The sequence below is a fragment of the Nesterenkonia sp. AN1 genome, assembly GCF_000582475.1.
Classification (GTDB): domain Bacteria; phylum Actinomycetota; class Actinomycetes; order Actinomycetales; family Micrococcaceae; genus Nesterenkonia; species Nesterenkonia aurantiaca.
In genome coordinates this window covers 26,195-45,396 of record NZ_JEMO01000001.1, presented here as the reverse complement: position 1 = coordinate 45,396, position 19,202 = coordinate 26,195, and the positions used below count along the sequence as shown (strand labels likewise).

The following is a 19,202-nucleotide window of genomic DNA, read 5'->3' as shown; positions in this document are numbered from 1 at the left end:
GCGCTGTTCGTCCTGGTGGAAGCAGCTGCTGTACAGCATAGTTCCGCACCGGAACCCCTCGGCAACGACGCTGACCGATGCGACCGCCCAGGCCAGCTCCTGGGCCCACCGCCGCTCACCGATCTAGGAGTCTCCCATGTCCCAGCGCGTCACCATTCCGCACGAGATGCTTCCGCAGGACGGCCGCTTCGGCGCCGGGCCCTCCAAGGTGCGTTCCGCGCAGGTCGAGGCGCTCTCAGCGGCCGGCCGGGAGCTGCTGGGCACCTCCCACCGGCAGGCCCCGGTCAAGAAGCTGGTCGGTGAGGTGCGTGAGGGGCTGCACACCTTCTTCGGCGCCCCGGCGGGCTATGAGCTGATCCTCGGCGTGGGCGGCTCCACAGCCTTCTGGGACATCGCATCCTTCTGCCTGGTGGAGAAGCGGGCTCAGCACCTGTCTTTCGGCGAGTTCGGCTCCAAGTTCGCCAAGGCCACGGACACCGCCCCCTTCCTCGACGCCTCCAGCATCCTCACCTCCGCGGCGGGGACCCTGCCCGCGCCGGTGGCGGAGCCGGGCGTGGATGCCTACGCCTGGCCGCATAATGAGACCTCCACCGGAGTCGCGGCCCCGGTCAAACGGGTCCAGGGGGCCGACGACGGCGCACTGGTGCTCATCGACGGGACCTCCGCCGCCGGCGGGCTGGCGGTAGACGTCACCGAGACCGATGCGTATTACTTCGGTCCGCAGAAGAACTTCGCCTCCGACGGCGGGCTGTGGCTGGCCATGATGTCTCCAGCGGCCCTGGAGCGCGCCGAGAAGCTTGCGGCCGCCCGCTGGGTTCCGGAATTCCTGCAGCTGAGCACGGCGATCGAGAACTCACGCAAGAACCAGACCTATAACACCCCGGCCCTGGCGACGCTGGTCACGCTCAATGAGCAGGTCCGCTGGCTCAACGAGCTCGGCGGAATGGACTTCGCCGCCGCCCGCACGGCAGATTCCGCGGGGCGGGTCTACGCCTGGGCCGAAGCCCATGAGCTGGCCCAGCCCTTCGTCGCAGATCCGGCGGAGCGCTCGAATGTGATCACCACGGTGGACTTCGCCGAAGAGGTGGATGCCGCCGAAGTGGCCAAGACGCTGCGCGCCCACGGGATCGTCGACGTCGAGCCGTACCGCAAGCTCGGTCGCAATCAGCTGCGCATCGCGACGTTCACCGCCATCGAGCCCGAGGACGTGACTCGGCTGCTTCACTGCATCGACCACGTGCTGGGTCACTGACCCGATTCATCGAAGCGGGGCAGGCTCAGGCCTCGTCGGCTTCGGCCTGCTCCGCCTTGTGAGCCTGCCGCTCCTCGTCGTTCATACGCTCCAGCCAGGGCACCCATTCGGGAGCGATGAGCGCGTCCTCGCCCGGAAGCAGACCGATCTCGCAGACGGTGACCAGCTTGGCACGGGGTGCGCGGGCCACGGTGACGAACCACTCCCAGCCTCGGTATCCAGATTTCTCCGCGGCGAAGCGGTGCGTGAGCAGCCGGTCCCCCTCGGCGGTGACCCCGAGGTGAGCTCCCACCTGCTCGGGGTCGGCGATCTCGTAGAGCGCGTCGTGGGCGAGGTCGACGGCCTCAGCCAGGAGCGCATCCAGCTTCGGCTTGCCGGGACGGCGCGTCCGGGCCGCCGGCTCGGGCCTGGTCTTCACCGCGCTGGACTGCTTGGCGGCGGTGTGATCTGCACTGGACTGCTCGGGACCGGACTGCTCGCCGGTGGCCGGCTCGGGGGTCTGTTCAGTCATGATCAGGCGTCAAACTCATCGGCCACGCGGCGCAGCATCGCAGCGATCTTCTTCGACTGCGCGGTCTGCGGGTAGTGCCCGTTGCGCAGCGCTCCAGTTGAGTTCTCCAAGACGTTGACCAGATCCTGGACCAGCTCGGCCATCTCGTCGGCAGGCTTGCGGGTGGCGCGGGCCACGGAGGGAGCCTCCTCGAGCAGCCGCACCGACAGCGCCTGCTTGCCGCGCCTGCCGTCGGCGATGCCGTACTCCATGCGTGCGCCCGCTTTGACGCTGGGCACTCCCGCCGGCAGGGCAGAAGAGTGCAGGAAGACCTCTTGGCCGTCATCTGAAGTCAGGAACCCGAAGCCCTTCTCGGCGTCGAACCACTTCACTTTCCCGGTTGGCACGGTGCGCTTACCTCATGAATCGCTGGAGACGGATACTGATGATCAAGGCCTCTAGAGTACCGCCGTCCGTGCTGGAGCCCGAACTTGGGCGCCGGACTCCCGGAGCTGCGCGGTAGAATCGCCGCATGTCCTCCACGACGAGCGCCGCTCATGGCGCGCACCGGCGCAGCGGCTCCCGTCCGGCCCAGGCGCTGCTCTGGTCCGGGGTGCTCATCACCGCACTGTCCGGGATCGCCCTGCTGGTCATCCTGAGCCTGTACTTCATGGAGACCGATCCGCACCCGGCGTTCTATGTCGCAGCTCTCTGGGGCTTTCCGCTGGGGTTCGCGCTGCTGATCGCGTTTCTGCTGCTCTCGGTGAACCGGCGCCGCCGCGGCACCGGCATCGGCTGAAGTGTCCCTGCTCAGCCTGGAAGCCCTGCTTGCGCGCCTTGAGACCTGGGACGAAGACCGCCTGGCGAGGCTGCTGCGGCTTCGCCCTGACCTGCTGGCGCCCAGCCCGCAGGATCTGACCACGCTGGCCGTGCGGGTGGGGTCTGAGGCCAGCATCCGCACCCATCTGCAGCGCCTGGATGCCGCGACGCTCGGCGCCGCCGTGACCCTCGCCCGCGCCGCGGCGCAGGCTCCAGACCTGGCGCAGGCAGACCCGGGGCAGGAACCAGACCCTGCCGCCGTGGAGGCTCTGCACGCCGCGGGACTCTTCTTCAGCGAGATCGGTTCGGCGCAGAGCCTGGCGACACCGGCTCGGCTTCCGCACATCATCGATTCGCTCACCGCGCATCTTCCGGAGCTCGCCGGCACCCTCGCGGCTGACTCCGCGCCGAGGCCCAGTCCGGCCAGCGCCTCGGCCGCCGTGATCGAGAACGCGTCGCTGGCCGCCATCACCGAGCTGCTCGACGACGTCGCGGAGCTGCTTGCGCTGCTCGCCGCCTCCCCCGCCACCACACTGCGCACCGGTGGGGTCGGCATGCGCGAACTGCGCCGAATCGCCGCAGCCTCCGCGCGCTGGGGACCTCCCGTCTCCTCGAGCTCCGCCCGAGGCCGCACAAGCGCGGGCACCCTCGGGGCTCTGACCGGCACCGATGCCAGCGTCGGAGAGATCGGTTGGCTCTTGGAGCTGACGGCCGCCTGCGGACTCATCGAGCTCGCCGACGGGCAGTCCTGGTCCCCGGGGCGGTTCGCGCAGCAATGGGGAGCCGCGGCGCGCCAGCATCAGCACCAGCTGCTGGTCTCCGGATGGCTGTTGGCACCCCGCGCGCCGATGCTCCTGCGCGGACCCCACCCCAGCAGTCGGATCGCCCCGACGCTGGGCCTGGACCGCCAGCGCGGGGACGCCGAGCAGCTGCGGCGCGCGCTGCTGGAGACCGCAAGAGGGCTCATCGAGGAGCCCTCCGGACCTGAGGGACAGCTCTACGCGCTGAACCTGCCCGAGGATGACCTGCCGGGCCCCGACGCGTTGACCGGCGCGCTGCCACGCCGACTCGCCGCGCGGCGGCCGCTGCTGAGCGCGCGCGCATGCACCTTCTGCCCTGGCTGATGCGCGAGGCCGAACGGCTGGGCCTCTTCGCCGTGGGGACGCTGAGCACCGCAGGGGATGCGCTGCTCGAGGGTTCGCTGCCGCGGGAGGCTGTGCGCCAAGACCCCGCGCCGAGCGCCGGCGCGCGCTGGCGACCGGGTCTGAGCTCGCCTCGGCGAGCGGCTGGCATCCACCATGCCTGCCCAGGTGGACACCATCCTGGTCCAGTCGGACCTGACCGCGATCGCCACCGGCGCGCTCTCCCCCGACAGCGCCGCGGCGCTGGCCGATTTCGCCCAGCGCGAGGGACACGGGGCCGTGCCGACCTTCCGGTTCAGCCCCGAATCGCTGCACCGCGGCCTCACCCGGGGATGGACCGGGGCAGGGATGCTGACCTGGCTCGAGTCGCACAGCCTCACCGAGGTGCCAGCCGCGCTGCGGACCCAGGTCGAAGATGCTGCGCGCACCTGGCGCGGCGTGCAGATCGGAGAGGCCGGCGCCTGGCTGCGGGTCACCGACGCGGACCAGCGTGCGGCGATGCTGGCACATCCGGTGCTCGACGGACTCGGACTGCAGGTCCTGGCCGAGGACATCCTGATCTGCCGAGCCCCCGTTAAGGCGATGGAACAGGCGCTGACCGAGGCCGGCTTCAACACCGCGCGCCACACCGAGGCGGAACCCGAGAGTCACCGCCGCGAGCCCGCGGGCACATCGGCCGAGCACACCGCGTCCTGGGCGCTGGAGACCTCCCCCTGGGAGCAGTCTCCGGTGCGGATCACCAGCGCGGAGCCGGGCGAGCAGGATGAGAACCTGCTACGCGCCACTGCTGCCGCGCTGCGGCAGGCCGGGCGGGCTGCGCCGTCGTCGTCCTCGGACTCCGCCGCGACCCAGGACGTGATCGGCACGCTGCGCTCGGCACTGGCCGGCCGGCGCGAGCTGACGCTGATCCGGGTCTCCCCGCAGGGCAGCACGCACCGGCTCACCGGAGTGCCCACCGGGATGAACGCCGGGCGGGTCAGGATCCGGGTGCGAGACGATCAGGGCGATGCCACGGTGATGCTGCACCGCATCGCCGCCGTCGAGGAGACCACGTCGCAAGAGACCCCACCGCAAGGGGGCTCCATGCAGGCATCTGCAGAGCACCCAGGCAACCTAGAGGAGAGCAATGGCTGATGGACCGCTGATCGTGCAGTCGGACAAGACCGTGCTGCTGGAGGTCGATCACCCCGCGGCCGATGCCGCCCGGCGAGCCGTTGCGGCCTTCGCGGATCTCGAGCGCGCACCGGAGCACATCCACACCTACCGGATCACCCCGCTGGGGCTCTGGAATGCTCGCGCCGCCGGGTTCGACGCCGAATACGTGGTCGACACCCTGCTCAACCACTCCCGATTCCCAGTGCCGCACGCGCTGCTGGTGGACATCGCCGAGACGATGAGCCGCTACGGGCGGCTGCGCCTGGAGAAGGACCCGGTCCATGGACTGGTGCTGCGCAGCCAGGAACCCGGCATCCTGAGCGAGGTGCGCCACGCCAAGACGCTGACCTCGCTGCTCGGGCCCGAGATCGATGAGAACACCGTGGCGGTGCACGGACAGGCCCGCGGCGAGCTCAAGCAGCAGCTGCTGCGGCTCGGCTGGCCCGCCGAGGACCTGGCCGGGTTCGTCGACGGCACCGCCCACCCGATAGCGCTGCGCCAGGAGGGCTGGGCGCTGCGCGGATATCAGCAGGAGGCGGTGGACAACTTCTGGCAGGCCGGCTCCGGCGTCGTCGTGCTGCCCTGCGGTGCCGGCAAGACGCTGGTCGGGGCCGCCGCGATGGCCACCTCCGGAACGATCACGCTGATCCTGGTGAACTCCACCGTCTCCGCCCGGCAGTGGAAGGCGGAGCTGCTCAAGCGCACCTCGCTCACCGAGGAGGAGATCGGCGAATACTCTGGTGCCAAGAAAGAGGTCCGTCCGGTCACCATCGCCACCTACCAGGTGCTCGCGGCCCGGCGCAACGAGCTCTTCACCCACCTGGAGCTGCTCAACGGCCACGACTGGGGACTGATCATCTACGACGAGGTCCACCTGCTGCCGGCCCCGATCTTCCGGATGACCGCGGACCTCCAGGCCCGCCGCCGGCTCGGCCTGACAGCGACGCTGGTCCGCGAGGACGGCCGGGAGCGCGAGGTGTTCTCGCTGATCGGACCCAAACGCTATGACACGCCTTGGAAGCAGATGGAGGCCCAGGGCTGGATCGCCCCTGCGACCTGCATCGAGGTGCGCACCGACATGCCGCGCAGCCTGCGGATGGAATATGCCTCCGCCGCAGACAAGGAAAGGCACCGGCTGGCTGCCGGGGCCGAGGTCAAGGACGCCGTGGTCGCCCGGCTGGTGGCCCGCCACAGGTATCTGGGCGAGCAGGTCCTGGTGATCGGCCAGTTCGTGGAGCAGCTTCAACGCCTCGGCGAGCAGCTGGGGGCTCCGGTGCTCACCGGATCGGCCTCCGTGGCCGCCCGGCAGAAGCAGTTCGACGCCTTCCGCGCCGGCGAGCTGGAGGTCCTGGTGGTCTCGAAGATCGCGAACTTCTCCATCGACCTGCCCCAGGCCTCCGTGGCGATCCAGGTCTCCGGCACCTTCGGGTCCCGCCAGGAGGAGGCGCAGCGCCTTGGACGGCTGCTGCGTCCCGGCAATGCCGTCGAGGGCGAGGATCCCAAGCGGGCGCACTTCTACTCGGTGGTCACCCGCGACACCGTGGACATGGAGTATGCGGCCCGCCGCCAGCGGTTCCTCTCCGAGCAGGGTTACGGGTACTCGATCCTCGACGCCGAAGACATCGTCTGAACCCACCGAGCCCTCAGCCTGCGATACAGAACCGAAGCACCACTCAACAAACAGGAAGTGTCCAGCGATCTCCCAGATACCGGGAGCAGACTGACCAGGTGACTGATAAGACTCCTGAAGCCAAGCTCCTCGTCGTCGATGACGAGCCCAATATCCGAGAACTGCTGGCCACCTCGCTGCGGTTCGCCGGATTCGAGGTCGCCGCGGCCGGAAACGGTCGTGAGGCGCTGGAGACCGCAGAGACCTTCCAGCCCGACCTTGCGGTCCTGGACGTGATGCTGCCCGATATGGACGGCTTCACCGTCACCCGACGGCTGCGCGCCGCCGGCAAGCACTTCCCTGTGCTCTTCCTCACCGCACGCGATGACACCGATGACAAGATCACCGGCCTCACCGTGGGCGGCGACGACTACGTCACGAAACCCTTCTCGCTCGATGAGGTCGTCGCGAGGATCCGGGCCGTGCTGCGCCGCACCGCGCCGTTCGAGGACGAGGACGCCGTGATCGTGGTGGACAACCTCGAGCTCGACGACGACGCCCACGAGGTCCGCCGCGGAGGCGAGATGGTGGAGCTCTCCCCCACCGAGTTCAAGCTGCTGCGCTACCTGATGATGAACCCCAATCGAGTGCTCTCCAAGCAGCAGATCCTCGATCACGTCTGGGAGTACAACTTCAACGGCGACGCCTCCATCGTGGAGTCCTACATCTCCTACCTGCGCCGGAAGATCGAGTCCGGCTCCGAGGGCGCCCCGATGATCCAGACCAAGCGCGGGGTCGGCTATGTGCTCCAGACCTGGGAGCGCCGCCAGCGCTCGCAGGGCCTGTAACAGACTGAGTGACGCTGTGCGGGTGTCCACCCTGACCCCCTGCGGCACGTAAGGTCTGGGTATGCGCCCGTTCAGCTCCGTGACCCAGACCTGGCGCAAGGCTTCACTGCGGACCCAGCTGGTGCTGATCATGTCCGGACTGCTGGTGCTGACCCTGTTCGTGACCACCTTCGTCTCCGCCTCGCTGTTCCGCCAGGAGCTGCTGCGCAACCTCGACGAGGACATCTACTCCAACGCGAACAACGTCTCGATGTTCCTCACCCGGCGCAGCGCCCCCGAGATCGGTGAAACCCAGTCCATCCTGCGCTTCTACGGGATCCTGATGGACTCAGAGGGGGAGCTGCTGCAGGCCACCTCCACCCAACCGGCCGGCTCCGGCGGCGACATCCCACAGATCCCCAGCATGACCTTCGACGAGGTCTTCGAGCTCTGGCAGGACGGCGAGGTCCTCGATGTGGCCGGCACCCAGGAGGGTTCCCGCGGCTGGCGCGTGCACGTGATGCCGCTGGAGAACGGAGAGGACAGCCTGGCGGTCGCCCTGCCGCTGGAACAGGTGGAGACCTCGGTGGAACGTGCGACGTTCCTGGTGGCCACCATCGGGCTGATGGCCACCCTGGGCGCCTCCACCATCGCCTACGCACTGGTCACCCGGGCCTTCCGCTCACTCTTCCACGTGGAGAAGACCGCCGCAGAGATCGCCGCCGGCGACTTCTCCAAGCGCGTCGAGACCACCGCTCCACCGGAGACCGAGATCGGCCGGCTCTCGCGCTCGCTCAACGTCATGCTGGAGCAGATCGAGACCGCCTTCCAGGCCAAGAGCACCTCGGAGGAGAATATGCGTCGGTTCATCCAGGATGCCTCCCACGAGCTGCGCACCCCGCTGGTGACCATCCGTGGATTCTCCGAGCTCTACCGCCAGGGCGGGGTCAGCGACAACCCTGAGGCCGTGGGCATGGCCATGGGCCGGATCGAGTCCGAGGCCAAACGGATGGGCCAGCTGGTCGAGGACATGCTGACCCTTGCCCGCCTGGATGAGCAGCGGCCGCTGCAGAAGGCACCGCTGGACCTGAACCTGATCGCCCACGACTCGATCATGGATCTGGCCGTCAACGCCCCCGATCGCGAGACCCGGGTCGTCGGCCTCGACGGCGGCTCCCCGGCAGCGGCCCCTGCTGTGGGCGACGAGGGCAAGATCCGCCAGATCGTGATGAACCTGGTGACCAATGCGCTGCGCTACACGCCGCAGGGGACTCCGCTGGAGATCGCGGTGGGCACCCAGGAGGGTGCCGACGGTGAGACCGACGCCGTGTTGGAGGTCCGCGACCACGGCGAAGGGATCGCTGCCGAGGACGCCGCGAAGATCTTCGAGCGGTTCTACCGGGCGGACAACTCCCGGCAGCGCGAGACCGGTGGCACCGGCCTTGGACTGGCCATCTGCGCCGCCATCGCCGCGCAGCACCAGGGCACCGTGCGCCACAGCAGCACCGAGGGCGGCGGAGCCACCATGACGCTGCGGCTGCCCATGGTGGCCCTCGATGATCAGAGCGATCATGAGACCGACATCGACGAAGACGAGCTGGACCAGCTGCGCGCGGCGGCTCGGGAGCATCACACCCCCGAGTGAGCCTCGGAGCCGGCACCGAGAGCACCCCCGAGGTCTTCCCCAGTTCGGCCGGGCACCCGGGAAGGGCTCGGGCGTTCCACAGCTTCTCTCCGGCGGCGCTGCGCCGCCGCGGCCCTGGGTACGGTGGCTCGGACCAGGGCAGGGCACCGGGCCCCGCCCGCACCCGATCTGCACCGACGGTGCCGGTCACCCGAGGAGAGAACCATGGCGATACTTCAGATCGACACCGCGGAGCTGCTGGCCAAGAGCCAGACCGTGGAAGCCACATTGGGCCGCATCCAGACCGATGTCAGTTCGATGGAATCTCAGCTGCGCCAGCTCCAGGAGTCCTGGAAGGGCGCAGCCTCCACTGCGTTCCAGGATGTGCTGACCCAATGGCGGGGCACTCAGGCCCAGGTGGAGCAGTCGCTGGCCAGCGTGCGTCAGGCGATGGCGGCAGCCTCCACCCAGTATGAGGAGACCGAGTCGGCGAACACCCGGATGTTCGGGCACTGAGTCTGCCTCCACTGAGCCTGCGTCCACGGAGCCTGCGTCCACGACCTCGCCGTGCCCATCGCAAGCGTCCAGCGCGAGCGTCCATGATGGAGGCTCCGCTGAACAGAGAACCCCGCCGCAGACCAGTCTGCGACGGGGTTCTCCCCTAGCGGCGGGGCGCGAGGAATCAGCGGGTCAGCTGATCACATCATGCCGCCCATGCCGCCCATCGGGTCCATGCCCTCGGCGCCGGCGCCGGCGGAGTGCTTCTCCGGCTTGTCGGCGACGACGGCCTCGGTGGTGAGGAACAGCGAGGCGATGGAGGCGGCGTTCTGCAGTGCAGAGCGGGTCACCTTCACCGGATCGTTGACGCCTGCTTCGAGCAGGTTCTCGTAGACACCGGTGGCGGCGTTGAGGCCATGGCCATCGGGGAGTCCGCGGACCTTCTCGGCCACCACTCCGGCCTCCATGCCGGCGTTGATGGCGATCTGCTTCAGCGGGGCCTCCACGGCGAACTTCACGATGTTCGCGCCGGTGGCCTCGTCTCCGCTGAGCTGCAGGGTCGCGAAGGCGCGGGCGCCGGCCTGGATCAGGGCCACGCCGCCGCCGGCGACGATTCCCTCATCCACAGCGGCCTTGGCGTTGCGCACGGCATCTTCGATGCGGTGCTTGCGCTCCTTGAGCTCGACCTCGGTGGCGGCGCCGGCCTTGATGACTGCCACGCCTCCGGCGAGCTTGGCCAGACGCTCCTGAAGCTTCTCGCGATCGTAGTCCGAGTCGGAGTTCTCGATCTCGGCCTTGATCTGGGACACGCGGCCGGCGATCTCGTCGGCCTCGCCGGCACCTTCGACGATGGTGGTCTCGTCCTTGGTCACCACGACCTTGCGGGCGGTGCCGAGCAGCTCCAGAGTGGTGTTCTCCAGCTTCAGGCCGACCTCTTCGGCGATGACCTGGCCACCGGTGAGGATGGCGATGTCGGCGAGCATGGCCTTGCGGCGGTCACCGAAGCCGGGGGCCTTGACGGCCACGGACTTGAAGGTGCCCTTGAGCTTGTTGACCACCAGTGCGGCCAGGGCCTCACCCTCGACGTCCTCTGCGATGACCAGCAGCGGCTTGCCCGACTGCATGACCTGCTCCAGGACGCCGATGACGTCCTTGACCGAGGAGATCTTGGAGTTCGCGATCAGGATGTAGGGATCTTCCAGGACTGCTTCCTGGCGCTCGGCGTCGGTGACGAAGTAGCCGGAGAGGTAGCCCTTGTCGAAGCGCATGCCCTCGGTGAGCTCGAGCTCCAGACCGAAGGTGTTGGACTCCTCGACGGTGATGACGCCTTCCTTGCCGACCTTGTCCAGCGCCTGAGCGATCAGTGCGCCGATCTGCGGGTCACCGGCGGAGATGGAGGCGGTGGCAGCGATCTGCTCCGTGGTCTCGATCTCCTTGGCGGACTTGAACAGCTCCGCGGTGACCGACTCCACGGCGATGTCGATGCCGCGCTTGAGCGCCATCGGATCGGCGCCGGCGGCGACGTTGCGCAGGCCTTCTTTGACCAGGGCCTGTGCGAGGACGGTGGCGGTGGTGGTGCCGTCGCCAGCGACGTCGTCGGTCTTCTTGGCGACCTCCTTGACCAGCTCAGCGCCGATCTTCTCGTAGGGGTCCTCAAGCGTGATCTCTTTGGCGATGGAGACGCCGTCGTTGGTGATCGTGGGGGCACCCCAGGACTTCTCCAGCACGACGTTGCGGCCGCGGGGACCCAAGGTGACCTTGACGGCATCGGCGAGGACGTTCAGTCCGCGCTCGAGGCCGCGGCGTGCCTCTTCATCGAATGCAATAGTCTTTGCCATAGTGGCGCGTGTCCTTCCTGGACTCGGCTGATCTCAAGCCGTGGTGTGTGACTTTCAGACGTGTTCGCGTCTGCTGGGTCGAACCATTCCAGGTGCCCGCGACGGACGGCCGTTCCCGCGTCACCGGGAACTTCTGTATGGCCTCACCTGCTCAGGTTCCTCTAGCAGTCTCGACACGAGAGTGCTAAACCAATTTTTAGCACTCTCCCCTACCGAGTGCAAACCTCTGCGCCGAGGGCAGATTGTGCCGCCGCCCTTGCGCAGCGGCGCCGCGTATGGGTGACGGAGCACAACCGGGCCTGAACCTGATCTCCCAGCGGCGCAGGAACCAGACGGTACCCTTGAGGCGTGATGGAGCATAGAGATTCAGGCGTCGCCGCCGTGTACCAGGTCCGCCCGATCAGCCCCGAGGAGCACACCCGCTTCCTCGCTGATCATCAGACCGCGTCGTTCCTGCAGAACCCGCGCTGGCCCGCGGTGAAGCAGGAGTGGCAGGCCCAGAGCCTCGGAGTCTTCGACGCCGACGCCGGGCCGGACTCCGCGCCGGTGGCCGCGACGCTGGTGCTCTTCCGTCGACTCCCGGTCCCCGCCGCTGTGCCGCTGCTCGGGAACAAGCGGCTCGCCTATCTCGCTGAGGGCCCGGTCATGGACCCGGTCGTCGTCGACCTTGAGCTGCTGCTCCCGCCGCTGATCGCCTACCTGAAGACCTCCGGAGCCTTCCTGATCCGCATGGGCCTGCCCTCGGTGCTGCGTCGCTGGGAGGCCAAGGAGGTCCGTCGCGCCCTGGCCGCCGGGGAGAACACCAGCATCGAGGAGCTTGACCCGCTCGAGATTGATCCGGCCGGTGCCGCTCAGGCCGAGAAGTGGCAGCGAGAGCTGCGCGCGCTGGGCTTCAAGGCACCCGCGCCGAGCACCGACTTCGAGGCCGGACAGCCGCAGTTCCAGGCCCGCATCCCGCTCACCGACGACGCCGGCGCCGTCTTGCCCATCGAGGACGTGCTGGCCCGGATGGATCAGTCCTCGCGCCGCCAGACCAAGAAGTCCACCCGCTCCGAGCTCGAGGTGAGCGTCGGCGGCGAGTCCGACCTCGCCGCCTGGCACGCGCTCTACTCCGAGACCGCCGACCGTGATGACTTCACCGGCCGGCCGCTCTCCTACTTCCAAGACATGTACCGCGAGCTCAACGCCTCACCGCTGAGCGAATGCACGCTCTACCTGGCGCATTTCCAGGATCAGCTCCTGGCTGCGGCCATCTATGTCCGGCAGGGCCAGTTCGCCTGGTACGTCTATGGCGCGTCATCCTCCGAGGAGCGCAAGCGCTATGCGCCCCGCGCGCTGCAGCTGCGCCAGATCGAAGACTCGCTCGCCGCAGGCTGCCGGTGGTATGACCTCGGCGGACTCAGCCCCTCATTGGACCCGGAGTACCCGCTGGCCGGGCTGACCCGGTTCAAGACGACCATGGGCGCCGATGTGGTCCAGACCCTCGGCGAATGGGACTACCCGGTCAATCCGCTGCTGGCCAAGGCGTTCAACCTGTACATGTCGCGGCGCTGAGCCGGTCCCGTCAGCTCATTCAGGCGCCGCTGCGCTCTTCCTCCAGAACCCGACGGCCGATGCTGAATGCGGTGTTCGCGGCGGGGACCGAGCAGTAGATCGCGCACTGCAGGAAGACCTCTTTGATCTGGTCCTCGGTGAGCCCGTTGCGCAGCGCCGCGCGGATGTGCATCTCCAGCTCTTCCCAGTAGCCGCCGGCGATCAGCGCGGTGAGCGTGATCACCGAGCGTGTGGGCCGGTCCAGACCGGGACGGGTCCAGATCGATCCCCAGGCGTAGTTGGTGATCAGTTCCTGGAAGTCCTCGGTGAAGCTGTCCTTCTTCGCCTCGGCGCGGTCCACATGGGCATCGGAGAGCACCTCACGGCGCACCTTCATGCCCTCCTGGTAGCTGGGATCAGTCATTGAGGAACTCCTTGAGCAGTCGTGCGGTGGCCTCAGGGGCTTCGGCCGGCGCCTGGTGAGCGACGCCGTCCAGCACTGCGGTCCTTGTATGTGGGGCGGCGGCGAGGTCCTGGACCGCCGAGGGTGGGCACACCGGGTCCTGCGCCCCGCTGATCACCAGAAGCGGTCGGACGACGCCGGCAAGCTCGGCAGTCAGGTCATAGCGCCCCAGTGCCCGGCAGGCCTGGGCATAGGAGTGTCGATCGGTGTGCTGCAGCGAGCGCAGCAGCCCGGTGACCACGGCAGGCTGACGGGCCATGAACCCCGGGGCGAACCAGCGCTGGGCCGATCCTTCGACCATGGTGGGCGTCCCCGCCTGGGCGACCAGTTCGGCGCGCTCGCTCCACATCTGCGGGTCACCGATCTTCGCGGCCGTGCACAGCGCGACCAGCCGGGTGAACCGGGTCTGCGGGCGCAGCGCCAGGGTCAGGCTGACGGTGCCCGCGATCGAGACCCCGGCGGCGTAGACCGGGAGATCCTCCGGCATCCCGTGGGTCTTCGTGAGCTGCGCGAGAAGCTCCTCCACCGCGTCGGCGAGGTCGGCGATCTCGAAGGGCGCGGTGTAGGGCGCGGCGGCCCCGTGCCCCGGCAGGTCCCAGCCGATGACGGTGAAGCTCTGCTGCAGATGCTCCAGGGCGCCCTCCCACAGGACCGCGACGCTGGTCCCCAGGGAGGGCCCCAGCACCAGGACCGGGCGGGTTCCGCTGCGCAGGTCCTCCACCGACCCGCAGAGCAGCTGCGGGACGAGCCTCAGGGCGGACCCGGGCTCGGTGGGCTCAGGCTCGGGGGGCTCAGGCAGGGTGGGCTCAGGCAGGGTGGGCTCAGGCATGATCGATGGGTCCTTCCGACGGCGCGGCGGTCCGGGTGGTGTCGGGGTGAGTGGTGTCGGGGTGAGCGGTGTCCGGGTGGGTGGTGTCGTGCTGAGTACCGTCGTGCCGATGGAAGTCGCTGACTGCGGCATCGATGAACTCCTGCGCCCGGCCCAGGTACTGGTGCGGGTCGAGCAGCTGATCGAGCTCCGCCGCGGTGATCGCGGTACCGAGGCTCTCCTGCAGCAGACCTCGCAGCGGCACAGCTTCGACGGCGCTGCGTCGCACCAGATCCTGCAGCGCCGGCCTGCCGCCGGGGAAGGAGCCGCCCAGCCGGGCCATCACACGCTCGCTGAGCACGGCGTCGCCGCTGAGCCGCAGATTCGCCGCCATAGCATCGGGGCGCACCACGAGACCTTCGAACAGCTCGGCGGCCCGGGCGGCGGCGCCGCCGCTGAGCCGGGTCAGCTCGATCAGGCTCGGCCATTCGGCGTGCCAGGACCCCGCTGGGCGTTCATCCTCCGCCGCCGCGGCCGCGAGGTAGAGCGTGCTCAGCTGGGCGGGACCGGCCAGGGAGGCGGAACGGATCAGGGTCGAGAGCACCGGGTTCTGCTTCTGCGGCATCGCAGAAGATCCTCCCCGGCCGGGCGCTGCCGGCTCCCGCAGCTCAGCGATCTCGGGGCGCTGCAGGGTGAGCACGTCTCCAGCAAGCTTCCCCAGCGCGGCGAGCAGGCCGGCGAGGGCCGAGCCGAGGTCAAGGATCACCTGGCGCTGGGTGTGCCAGGGGCGCGGCATCGGGCACAGCCCCAGGCGGGCGGCGAGATCGGTGCTCAGCGCGGCGGTCTGCTGTGCGCCGAGCGCGTCGCTCTGTGCGGCCTGTGTGCCGACGGCGCCGCCCCACTGCAGCGGCAGCGCCGCCGCCGCGAGCTCCAGTCGTCGAATCGAATGGGTCAGCCCGTCGAGCCAGCCGGCGCAGCGCAGCCCGAAGCTGGTCGGCAGCGCGTGCTGGGTCAGCGAGCGGGCCACGCAGAGCGTGCCGCGATGGTCCTGGCTGAGCCGGCTCAGCGCTGCGCCCGCCCGGCGCGCATCGGTCAGAAGCACCGCTGCGGCCTCCCGGCACAGCAGCATCAGGGCGGTGTCGAGGATGTCCTGGCTGGTGGCTCCCCGGTGCAGCGCGGCGTCGGAGTCACCGGTCGCTGCCAGCGCACCGCGCACGGCACCCAGCATCGGGATCACCGGGTTCCCGCCGCCGGGGCTCTGGGACGCGATGTCTTCGACGTTGATCCCGGCCCGCTCCGGGTCCTGGCTGATCGCCGCGATGGCGGCGGCGCTCTCCGCCTGCGCCTCACCAGCATCGGCGAGCGCCTGGGCCCAGGCGGCCTCCACGCGCAGCATGGCCCGCAGGATGGACTCCTCGGACATCAGCCGCGCCGTCGGGGTGCCGGCCCAGACCGGGCTGAGGATTCCATAGGGTCCAGTCATGGCGGGGGGTTCGCTCCTGTCGGTCAATCCACGGGGCCGGTGAATTGCGGGGTGTTGGGATAGGTCAGGAACACGGTCTCATCCTCGCCCTGGAAATGGATGTCGAAGCGCAGGCTGCCGTCGGGCTCGCGGGTGGCCAGCATCGTGTGCCGGCGCTCCGCGGGCACCGAGCTCAGCAGCGGGTCCCGCTCCAGCGTGGCCGGGTCGGCGGGCAGGTAGGCCCGGGTGAAGAGGCGGTCCATGAGTCCGCGGGCGAAGATGGTGACCAGGACGTAGGGCGCGACCTCGGAACCGGTGCTGCCGGGTTCCAGCGTGGTGAAGCTGTAGTGACCCACGCCGTCGACGGCGGCGCGGCCCCACCCGGTGAAGGTGTAGCCGTCGCGGTGCAGGGATCCTGGCTGCTGGGAGATTGCTCCGAGCTCATCCGGCTGCCAGATCTCCAGCAGCGCATCGGGCACGGGCCCGCCGTCGCCGTCGTAGACCGTGCCGTGCAGCCGCACGGCACCCGGGTGCGAGCGGTCCACCAGAGCCTCGCCGCCGGGGTAGGGCAGGGCGTAGCCGAAGAAGGGGCCCACGGTCTGGCCGGGGGTCGGGGTGAGTTTCATGATCAGTGCTCCTCCTCCTGCTCGGCCCAGGTGCGGTTGCTTCCGGAGAGGACGATGTCCCAACGGTAACCGGTGTTCCATTCATGCTGGGAGACCGAGTGGTCATAGGTCGCGACCAGGCGATCGCGGGCCGCCTGGTCGGTGATGGACTGGTAGATGGGGTCCAGAGCAAAGATCGGGTCCCCGGGGAAGTACATCTGGGTCACGATCCGCTGGGTGAAGTCGGTGCCGAAGAGCGAGAAGTGGATGTGCGCCGAGCGCCAGGCGTTGTTGTGGTTCTTCCACGGATAAGGTGCCGGTTTGATGGTGGTGAAGCTGTACTCGCCGTTGGGCCCGGTCAGGGTGCGTCCCACCCCGGTGAAGTTGGGATCCAGCGGAGCGGGGTGCTGGTCACGCTTGTGCATGTAGCGTCCTGCGGCGTTGGCCTGCCACATCTCCACGAGCTGGCCGGCGACGGCGCGGCCCTCGCCGTCGAGGACCCGGCCGGTCACGATGATCCGTTCCCCGATGGGCTCGCCGTTGTGCTGGATCGTCAGATCGGACTCCAGCGCGGAGACGTCGCGGTGGCCGAAGGCGGGGCTGTGCAGCTCGATGTCCTCGGGGTCCGCGTGGTGCAGGGACTTCGTGGGGTGCCGCAGCAGCGAGCTGCGGTAGGGGGCGAAGTTGAGCCGGGCATTGGTCTCCACCGGACCGCCGGCGTCGCGCTGAGCTCGATACTCCGCGTGGATGGCGGCGATCTCCGCGTCGATCTCCGCCTGAGACAGGACGGCGGCGTCCGGGTCGGTGTTCTTCTCGGCCATGGGGCTCTCGCTCCTCGAGGGGGATCCGCGGCGGACATCGCCGAGGTGTGACGTGGTTCTCGTTCAGTCTGCGGGCTGGACGACTCGACCCGCCACACGATTGCCATTCAATGGCTCAGCCCGTCCAGGGCGCGGCTGATTCCGCGCCCGGCGGTCTGCAGCGCCATCAGGAACTGCGGGATCTCGCGGGAGCCGCGCGGCACCACCACGGTCAGCGCGGCCACCGCGTGGCCATCGGCACCCAGCACCGGCACCGAGACCCCGGTGGTCTCGGCGTTGATCATCCCGCTCAGCTGGGCATGGCCACGGGTCCGCGCCTCGGCGAGCTCCCGGCGCAGCTGCGGACGGGACTCGGCGATCAGCTGCTGCCTCGGAGCCCACCAGTGATCCACCACATGGGCCGGAGAATGAGCGAGCAGCACGTGCCCCATCGAGGTCAGGTGGGCCGGCATGGTCGTGGCGACCTCCGCCGGGTTGACCACCGCCCCGTGGCGCGAGATCCGCTCCACGATCAGCACCCCGTGCTCATCGAGCACCGCGAGCTGGGTGGTCTGCCGGACCACCGCGTTGACGTCATGCATGAAGGGGAGCGCCGAGGTGCGCAGCGTCCGGCTGATCGGGGCGCGCTGCGCGATCTCCCAGAGCCGCTGGCCCAGGACCAGCTCCCCGGAGGCCGCGGTGGCGAGCAGTCCGTGGGCGCGCATGGTGCGCAGCAGTCGATATCCGGTGGTCCGGGGCAGCCCGGCCGCGTCGATGAGCTCCCCGGCAGGAAGGCTGGGCCGGGTCTCGAGTGCTGCGAGGATGCGCATCGCGCGATCCAGGACCGCATCACCGCTGGGCGAGTTTGCCATGGCCCAAGCCTAGCCGCGACCCGGAAGGGCAAGGCTGATCTCATTCAATGAGCCACCAGGGGCCAACTTCAGGCTGGGATTGTGCCCTGGGTCACGAGGGGCTGGCGTCCAACCCGACGAGGGCATCATGGGCGGGATCATGCTGATGATCGGCGGCACCATCGGCGCGGTCCTCTACGGCGTGTTCGCCTCCCGCTGGGACGTGCGTCGAGTCCAGGCGGTCTTCGCCGTGGGCTCCGGGGTGATGTTCATCGTCTTCATCAACGCCACCGCCTGGCTGCCGGCGGCGCTGGTCGCCGGGGTGCTGCTGGGCATGATCATCAATGGCTGCATCTCGGGCATCTACACGATCGCCCCGATGACCTACGCGCCGCGGCTGCGCTACACCGCTGCCGGGCTCATCGTCGCGCTGGCCGCCGTCGTCGTGCTGCGGATCTCGCTGCACCAGCGCACGGCGAGCGAGCTGCGCGCCGAGGCGCTCGCGGTCCGGGATTGAGCGGGACCGCACCGGGGTCGAGCCCGGACGTGGAAGCTAGCATGTGATCCATGGCGAACTCCCCCACCGGTGATTCGGTCCTGGCCCGGCTGGACCGGGTGCTTTCGACCTTCTCGGCGGCCGACAGCCTGCTCAGCGCTGCGGAGATCGCCCGGCGCACCGGCCTGCCGCCGGCGACCGCGCACCGGCTCTGCCGCGACATGGCCGAGCTGGGCTGGCTGGAGTCGCTGCCGGCCGATACATGGTCGGCACCCGGCTCTGGGAGATGACCAACCGCTCGGCGCCGACCATGAAGCTCGCCGTGCGCGCTCGGCCCTATCTCTCCGATGTGCACACCGTGATGGGCCAGCATGTGCAGCTCGGCGTGATCGAAGGCCATGAGGTGCTCTTCGTGGATCGGCTCTCGGCCCGGGAGGCCCCGCGCATCCACGGCGGGGTGGCTGGCCGGCTGCCGCTGCATGTCTCCGCCACCGGCCTGGTGCTGCTGGCCCATGCCTCGCCCGAGTTCCGCACCTTCTACCGCACCCACCATCAGGAGGCCGCGCCTTCGCAGATCATCTCCGAGGACCGGCTGGAGCAGGTGCGCCAGCAGGGCTACTGCGCGCAGACCGGGGTGATCGAGCGGGAGGTCACCGGAGTCGCGGTGCCGATCCGGCAGCGCGGCCGCTCGGTGGTGGCCGCCCTGGGCGTGGTCACCGATGACGACGACGTCGCCCGCCGCCCCGCACCCTGGGTGCAGATGCTGCAGATCGCCGCGCGGGGCATCCAGCGTGAGATCAGCGGCAGGACATGACCCAGGATCCCTTCACTCATCGCATTCAATGGGATTCCTGTGGCGCCGAGCACATCGGCTGAGCAGACTGGTCTGCATCGGGCCGAACCGTCGGGACCGGAAGACGCCTGGACCGC

Annotated in this window: 21 protein-coding genes; 12 read left to right on the top strand and 9 right to left on the bottom strand. The window is 69.2% G+C overall.

Features of this window, described 5'->3' with window-relative positions:
• Window positions 1-136 precede the first annotated feature (136 nt).
• Complete coding sequence (gene serC / locus BG28_RS00235) at window positions 137-1,252, top strand: phosphoserine transaminase (RefSeq protein WP_036473130.1); 1,116 nt, start codon at window positions 137-139, stop codon at window positions 1,250-1,252.
• A 25-nt stretch (window positions 1,253-1,277) separates the two neighbouring features.
• On the opposite strand, the gene BG28_RS00230 is transcribed toward serC, so the two are convergent.
• Window positions 1,278-1,763, bottom strand: coding sequence for a DUF3027 domain-containing protein (locus BG28_RS00230; protein ID WP_051500746.1), 486 nt, complete (start codon window positions 1,761-1,763; stop codon window positions 1,278-1,280).
• Window positions 1,764-1,765: 2 nt separating this feature from the next.
• The gene (locus tag BG28_RS00225) at window positions 1,766-2,149 is read right to left on the bottom strand and encodes a cold-shock protein (protein ID WP_036473128.1); all 384 of its coding nucleotides are present in this window, start codon (window positions 2,147-2,149) and stop codon (window positions 1,766-1,768) included.
• 125 nt (window positions 2,150-2,274) lie between these two features.
• Here BG28_RS00225 and BG28_RS00220 point away from each other — a divergent pair, with 125 nt between their 5' ends.
• The 7 genes from BG28_RS00220 (at window position 2,275) to BG28_RS00190 (ending at window position 9,434) form a co-directional block, all read left to right on the top strand.
• Window positions 2,275-2,541: a hypothetical protein gene (locus tag BG28_RS00220; RefSeq protein ID WP_051500745.1), complete on the top strand. Its 267-nt coding sequence runs from the start codon at window positions 2,275-2,277 to the stop codon at window positions 2,539-2,541.
• 1 nt (window position 2,542) lies between these two features.
• Window positions 2,543-3,685, top strand: a complete 1,143-nt coding sequence (locus BG28_RS00215) for a hypothetical protein (protein WP_036473125.1) — start codon at window positions 2,543-2,545, stop codon at window positions 3,683-3,685.
• Between the two features lie 174 nt (window positions 3,686-3,859).
• The gene (locus tag BG28_RS00210; RefSeq protein ID WP_036473123.1) at window positions 3,860-4,837 is read left to right on the top strand and encodes a helicase-associated domain-containing protein; all 978 of its coding nucleotides are present in this window, start codon (window positions 3,860-3,862) and stop codon (window positions 4,835-4,837) included.
• On the top strand, window positions 4,830-6,488 hold the full coding sequence (locus BG28_RS00205) for a DNA repair helicase XPB (RefSeq protein ID WP_036473120.1): 1,659 nt from the start codon (window positions 4,830-4,832) through the stop codon (window positions 6,486-6,488). The genes BG28_RS00210 and BG28_RS00205 overlap by 8 nt, the downstream gene beginning before the upstream one ends.
• Before the next feature lie 98 nt (window positions 6,489-6,586).
• Complete coding sequence (locus BG28_RS00200; protein ID WP_036473118.1) at window positions 6,587-7,315, top strand: response regulator transcription factor; 729 nt, start codon at window positions 6,587-6,589, stop codon at window positions 7,313-7,315.
• Between the two features lie 61 nt (window positions 7,316-7,376).
• Window positions 7,377-8,939, top strand: coding sequence for a HAMP domain-containing sensor histidine kinase (locus BG28_RS00195; protein WP_051500744.1), 1,563 nt, complete (start codon window positions 7,377-7,379; stop codon window positions 8,937-8,939).
• Between the two features lie 204 nt (window positions 8,940-9,143).
• Window positions 9,144-9,434 (top strand): WXG100 family type VII secretion target, encoded by a 291-nt coding sequence (locus tag BG28_RS00190; protein ID WP_036473115.1) that lies wholly within the window; start codon window positions 9,144-9,146, stop codon window positions 9,432-9,434.
• Between the two features lie 182 nt (window positions 9,435-9,616).
• On the opposite strand, the gene groL is transcribed toward BG28_RS00190, so the two are convergent.
• Window positions 9,617-11,254 (bottom strand): chaperonin GroEL, encoded by a 1,638-nt coding sequence (gene groL / locus BG28_RS00185; protein ID WP_036473112.1) that lies wholly within the window; start codon window positions 11,252-11,254, stop codon window positions 9,617-9,619.
• Window positions 11,255-11,605: 351 nt separating this feature from the next.
• On the opposite strand from groL, the gene BG28_RS00180 reads away from it, so the two are divergent.
• Window positions 11,606-12,808 (top strand): peptidoglycan bridge formation glycyltransferase FemA/FemB family protein, encoded by a 1,203-nt coding sequence (locus tag BG28_RS00180; RefSeq protein WP_051500743.1) that lies wholly within the window; start codon window positions 11,606-11,608, stop codon window positions 12,806-12,808.
• Window positions 12,809-12,827: 19 nt separating this feature from the next.
• Here BG28_RS00180 and pcaC read toward each other — a convergent pair whose 3' ends face one another.
• The 6 genes from pcaC to BG28_RS00150 all read right to left on the bottom strand — a co-directional run bounded on the left by pcaC (window position 12,828) and on the right by BG28_RS00150 (window position 17,797).
• Complete coding sequence (pcaC, locus tag BG28_RS00175; protein ID WP_036473108.1) at window positions 12,828-13,211, bottom strand: 4-carboxymuconolactone decarboxylase; 384 nt, start codon at window positions 13,209-13,211, stop codon at window positions 12,828-12,830.
• A complete protein-coding gene (locus BG28_RS00170) occupies window positions 13,204-14,079 on the bottom strand; it encodes an alpha/beta fold hydrolase (protein WP_084479272.1) in 876 nt (291 codons plus the stop codon). The genes pcaC and BG28_RS00170 overlap by 8 nt, the downstream gene beginning before the upstream one ends.
• Window positions 14,072-15,541: a lyase family protein gene (locus BG28_RS00165; RefSeq protein ID WP_084479271.1), complete on the bottom strand. Its 1,470-nt coding sequence runs from the start codon at window positions 15,539-15,541 to the stop codon at window positions 14,072-14,074. The genes BG28_RS00170 and BG28_RS00165 overlap by 8 nt, the downstream gene beginning before the upstream one ends.
• Window positions 15,542-15,564: 23 nt before the next feature.
• Window positions 15,565-16,146: a protocatechuate 3,4-dioxygenase subunit alpha gene (pcaG, locus tag BG28_RS00160; RefSeq protein ID WP_036473106.1), complete on the bottom strand. Its 582-nt coding sequence runs from the start codon at window positions 16,144-16,146 to the stop codon at window positions 15,565-15,567.
• A gap of 2 nt (window positions 16,147-16,148) precedes the next feature.
• Window positions 16,149-16,946 (bottom strand): protocatechuate 3,4-dioxygenase subunit beta, encoded by a 798-nt coding sequence (pcaH, locus tag BG28_RS00155; protein ID WP_036473103.1) that lies wholly within the window; start codon window positions 16,944-16,946, stop codon window positions 16,149-16,151.
• Between the two features lie 107 nt (window positions 16,947-17,053).
• A complete protein-coding gene (locus tag BG28_RS00150; protein ID WP_036473100.1) occupies window positions 17,054-17,797 on the bottom strand; it encodes an IclR family transcriptional regulator in 744 nt (247 codons plus the stop codon).
• 127 nt (window positions 17,798-17,924) lie between these two features.
• Here BG28_RS00150 and BG28_RS00145 point away from each other — a divergent pair, with 127 nt between their 5' ends.
• Genes BG28_RS00145 through BG28_RS00140 form a run of 3 tightly spaced genes read left to right on the top strand, consistent with a single transcriptional unit; the run spans window position 17,925 to window position 19,086 of the window.
• Complete coding sequence (locus BG28_RS00145) at window positions 17,925-18,293, top strand: hypothetical protein (RefSeq protein ID WP_036473097.1); 369 nt, start codon at window positions 17,925-17,927, stop codon at window positions 18,291-18,293.
• A 50-nt stretch (window positions 18,294-18,343) separates the two neighbouring features.
• Window positions 18,344-18,562 carry a helix-turn-helix domain-containing protein gene (locus BG28_RS14665; protein WP_084479270.1) on the top strand — a complete coding sequence of 73 codons (219 nt, stop codon included), beginning with the start codon at window positions 18,344-18,346 and terminating at the stop codon, window positions 18,560-18,562.
• Window positions 18,559-19,086, top strand: coding sequence for an IclR family transcriptional regulator (locus tag BG28_RS00140; protein WP_161634771.1), 528 nt, complete (start codon window positions 18,559-18,561; stop codon window positions 19,084-19,086). The genes BG28_RS14665 and BG28_RS00140 overlap by 4 nt, the downstream gene beginning before the upstream one ends.
• Window positions 19,087-19,202 lie beyond the last annotated feature (116 nt).